Genomic DNA, 4,255 nt, shown 5'->3' on the forward strand with positions numbered 1-4,255 from the left:
GTTCTGAGATCTTGCTTACTAAATAAAAAATTTGATTTTTTATATTCGGAAAGTAATATTTTTAAAGTGTATTTTATGATTGAATCTTTTCTACCCACTCCAAATTCAATCATCTCTTTAAAAATTTTTAATATTAACTTAGTATCGCTTGAATTAGAATAAATTATATCCCAAGTATAAAAATGCCAATGGTTTCCAAATTGTAATTTATTTAATATTTTCACTTTACTTTCATTAACATGTAATTTAAAACTATTTAATAATAGTGATGCTTGTTGTACAATTTTAAAGGAATCATCTTTATCACCATTATAAAAAATCCACATATCATCAGAATAACGCAAATATTCATACTCACCTTCACCGAGAAAATCATTTAAAAAGTGAATAATCCTATTGTCATAATTGACTAAGTAAAAATTAGCTAGCACCCTTGACATTTCTCCAATTTCTTCTTGAGGTATACCTACATTTGTCATTGTGTATCCAAGATCTCTTTTATCTGATAATCTCAAGAAATGAAATAATAAATCGATAATTTGAGCTTGATCCGAAACTGTATTTCTTATTTGCCTTTCTAAAATATCAAGATTTATATCATCATAAAAATGCGCTATATCAATATGAATATAGTAATTATATCCCTTTTCGTAAGCCTCTTTTGCTAAATTTTGATAATCTGACCATTCCTTTCTAAACTGATACTTCGACAAAAATGTTTCATATTCAAAATCATACCAATCCATATTATATATCTCTTCTTCTTGCTGCTTTACCATGTTCTGGGTTAATGATTGATTGTCATGGGAAAATTTGAATCCGCCAAAGACATTTTGATTCTCTTTAATTTTTGATGTTAATTCGTCTTGTAACTTCTTTACACAATAGTAATAAATACACAAATCTTGTATATTAAATACTTTGATTGTTCTTAGAATACCCTGACCTTTTGGAACAAAATAATATAATGGAGTTTTAAAATTAAATTCAAAATTTTTCAATTGATCAACTATTTCGGTTACCACTATCTCCCGTCGAAAATCAGAATAAAAAATAATATCTTTGTACCATACTTTCTTGGTAATTGCATTCCAGAAATTGCGATCAATTTCTTTTAAAAAATCCTTTTTTTCAATAATTTTAATCACCTGCTCTATGAAATTACATCTCAGAAGTATGATATACCTCTTTTTAAAAATATTTGATTCATCTAACCATCTTTTACTCTAAATATCCATTAACCATTTCCTGAAAGTTGGTAAATGCATCATAAAGTAGGAAAATTGACATTACATACTAAATACCTATTATAAATCAAAAACCTGAAATTGTATAATACTGTTATATTATTAAATCGATATATCATTATGTATTTAGCCAAAAATTAATCTTAAGAACAATCGGACATCAGACATAATTACAAATATTAATTTTTAATAAGCAAAAAAGTAACATGTTTTGATCATAAATACTTGCCGTTTTCCTCACTCCTAGGAAAATTAGTTGTATAATCTTAACTATAGATTGTAAATGGAGGGTAAACATGGCAAATCCGAAAATATTTATTTCATCAACTTGTTACGACTTAAACGTGGTTAGATCACAGTTAAGAGGATTTATTTCTAACTTTGGTTACGAACCTGTTATGAGTGATTACGCAGATATACTATATGATCCACGTTCCCATACACATACCAGCTGTTTAAAAGAAGTCGAGAATTGTGATATGCTAATTTTAATTGTCGGGTCACGTTTTGGAGGAAAAGCTATACCAAAAGCCTTTGAGGAACTTAACTTTGAGATCTTAAAGGAGTTAAGTAAGGGTCAAACAGTTTTCGAAGATAAAGAAAGTATGTCCATTACCCAATTAGAAGTCTTAAAGGCAATTGAAAATGAGATTCCTATCTTTACGTTTATAGATAGTAGTGTTAATCATGATCACTTAGTTTATGAAAAGAATAAAGATAAGGAAATAATAAGCTCTATAATTTTCCCTTCAATAGATAAACCTGATACCGCTCATTATATCTTTGAGTTTATCAACTTCCTAAGACTAAGAAATGAAAACAACAGTATTATATCTTTTTCAAGAATGGAAGATATAGAATCATATCTAAGAAAACAGTGGTCAGGACTATTTCAAAGATTGTTAGCAGAACAGAAAAACAAACAATTAGATGAAAAAAGAATGGATTATATAACAAATCAAATCGCCGATATTAAAACTGCTATTATGACATCTATTTCAAGTTCGGACTTAAAAGACACTGCCAAAGGTGCAATTAAATATAGACGTATGATTGACTTTCTCAATCAGATTTCTATGAAGAGACATGAATTATTAACCAAAGATATTTCTTGGGATGAACTTTTAACTTTTATCAATGTAAAGGAAATTGTTAATAACAGCGATCGCAGAACATATGTAATTTTAAAGGATGATAAATTCTTTGAAGTTAGAATGCCCTTTAGAATAGTTAACGATTTTACTAGACAATGGGATGAGTTTAATCACTTAAATATCGATTCTAAACAAGCGATTGTGAACGCAATCTTGGATGAGTCAATATCGGATTTCAGATTTATCAGATTCATAGATAAACCATTTTATGAAATACATTCGGAAAATAAACAATTAATATTTGATGACGCAATTCGCAAAGATGGCGAACCTATAATCTAATTCTGTACAATTTAATTGCATTAATCTCCCAATGGATGATTAGTAAAAAAACTGAGCTGATCGATATGAAAAGTATCGAAGAGGATTATCCTTTGATTTTTTGTTTACACTACTGTTTTAGTATCTGAATGTTAAGCCTAATAAAGCAATCAATTCTAAAGAACTTGGTTGTATAAGACTTTGCCACTTATGAAAGGAATTAATATAAAAAAGTTAGCATCGGAGATAAAAATAAATCGTGACGTGTGAGTTTACCTACTATGTACCTACCCCATGGAAATGAGGGCTTAAAAGGTGAGAAATACCCCCCTCACCTTTTCTGATTTTGAGGAATAAGGCTAACCCCACGGTAGAACAACAAATTCATAACCATCCTCTAGTATAACTATTGTCTTGCCTTTTAAAAAACTATATCTGTATCGCTAAACATACCCCCCACAGAGATTGTCCGATGGTATTTCTAGTATCTAGCTTTTGAATAACATGCATATTAACTTCGTAGAAATCTACTACCTGCAGAGTTGCAAATTTCTATTCTGAAGAAAGGTATTCATTTTACCCTTTCCAATATTTCTAACTTACTTTTCCTTTAACAGCTGGATAGCGTTAATTGGTAAAAAGTCGCATTCAAATGCTACGGTGTTAAACCACTTTTGCTCATAATCAAAGAACACATAATTAGATGCATGAGGCTCTACCACACTCTTATATATGATCCCATGTACACCGTGATACTTAGCACATTGGGCTAGAAAATTAGGCATAATATACTCTTGTCCGTGCTGTGTTGACTTTTCAAAGCTACAATATTGTACCAGAGGTGAATCCGTGTGGGTTAAATCCAATAACTTTACAGGTTGTACAAGCTGCCATTCAATAATGTCATATCTTAAGTTAGGATTGTCGGATGCAATTTCACTTAGAGCTACCTCTTTATTATTACAAGTATATAATTCACCTTGACCAAGAACGTTATATCTTCCATATCCAGATACTCCATAGGGAGCTTTAAACATTTCTATATCGGAATATGGTAGTTTCCTTTTATTCATATCTCGAGATCTTGCTCGAAACAAGTTTAATTTTTCAACTGTAATTAAATTAATACTAATATCTTCGAAAACTCTTTTTCCGACTGGATGTATTAAACCGAGCATTGGATATTCTACTAAGTGTCTATAAAGATCAAAAACTTCTTTCGGACTTATACTTGTTACGATATCAGTAACAGCTAATACTCTTGGTATATCCCTCACAGGAATTGATTTGGTGGTTTGTTTGTTTTCAAGAACATATTCTAATTCCTGACTATCTTCATCATAACTTTGACTTAATTTATAATCATCCTTTGGTATTCTATTAAAAATATACTTTAAGTCTTTCTCACTATTAAATAAAGACAATTCCTTAATAACTGGACTTGAAATAACCCACTTGGAACTTAGAGAAGATACTTTTAGCTTCATCCCCGCCATCTCAGCTAAGGATTTAGTTTTACTCAGATTTTGCATCCCCGCCATCTTAGCTAAGGATTTAGTTTTACTCAGATTTTGYATCCCCGCCATCTCAGCC

General features: G+C 30.3%; 3 protein-coding genes. 1 reads left to right on the forward strand and 2 read right to left on the reverse strand.

The window, feature by feature from the left end; all coding sequences use genetic code 11:
* Positions 1-1,148 (reverse strand): RNA-directed DNA polymerase (locus tag AC1DVK_RS26455; protein ID WP_477627779.1); only part of this gene is annotated, 1,148 nt, incomplete at its 3' end.
* Between the two features lie 395 nt (positions 1,149-1,543).
* Between AC1DVK_RS26455 and AC1DVK_RS26460 the strand changes: the two genes are divergently transcribed.
* Positions 1,544-2,683: a DUF4062 domain-containing protein gene (locus AC1DVK_RS26460; protein WP_477627780.1), complete on the forward strand. Its 1,140-nt coding sequence runs from the start codon at positions 1,544-1,546 to the stop codon at positions 2,681-2,683.
* A 578-nt stretch (positions 2,684-3,261) separates the two neighbouring features.
* Here AC1DVK_RS26460 and AC1DVK_RS26465 read toward each other — a convergent pair.
* Positions 3,262-4,255: RES family NAD+ phosphorylase (locus tag AC1DVK_RS26465; RefSeq protein WP_477627781.1), on the reverse strand; the 994-nt coding region annotated here is incomplete at its 5' end.

It is taken from the genome of Peribacillus sp. P4_B1, assembly GCF_056402395.1.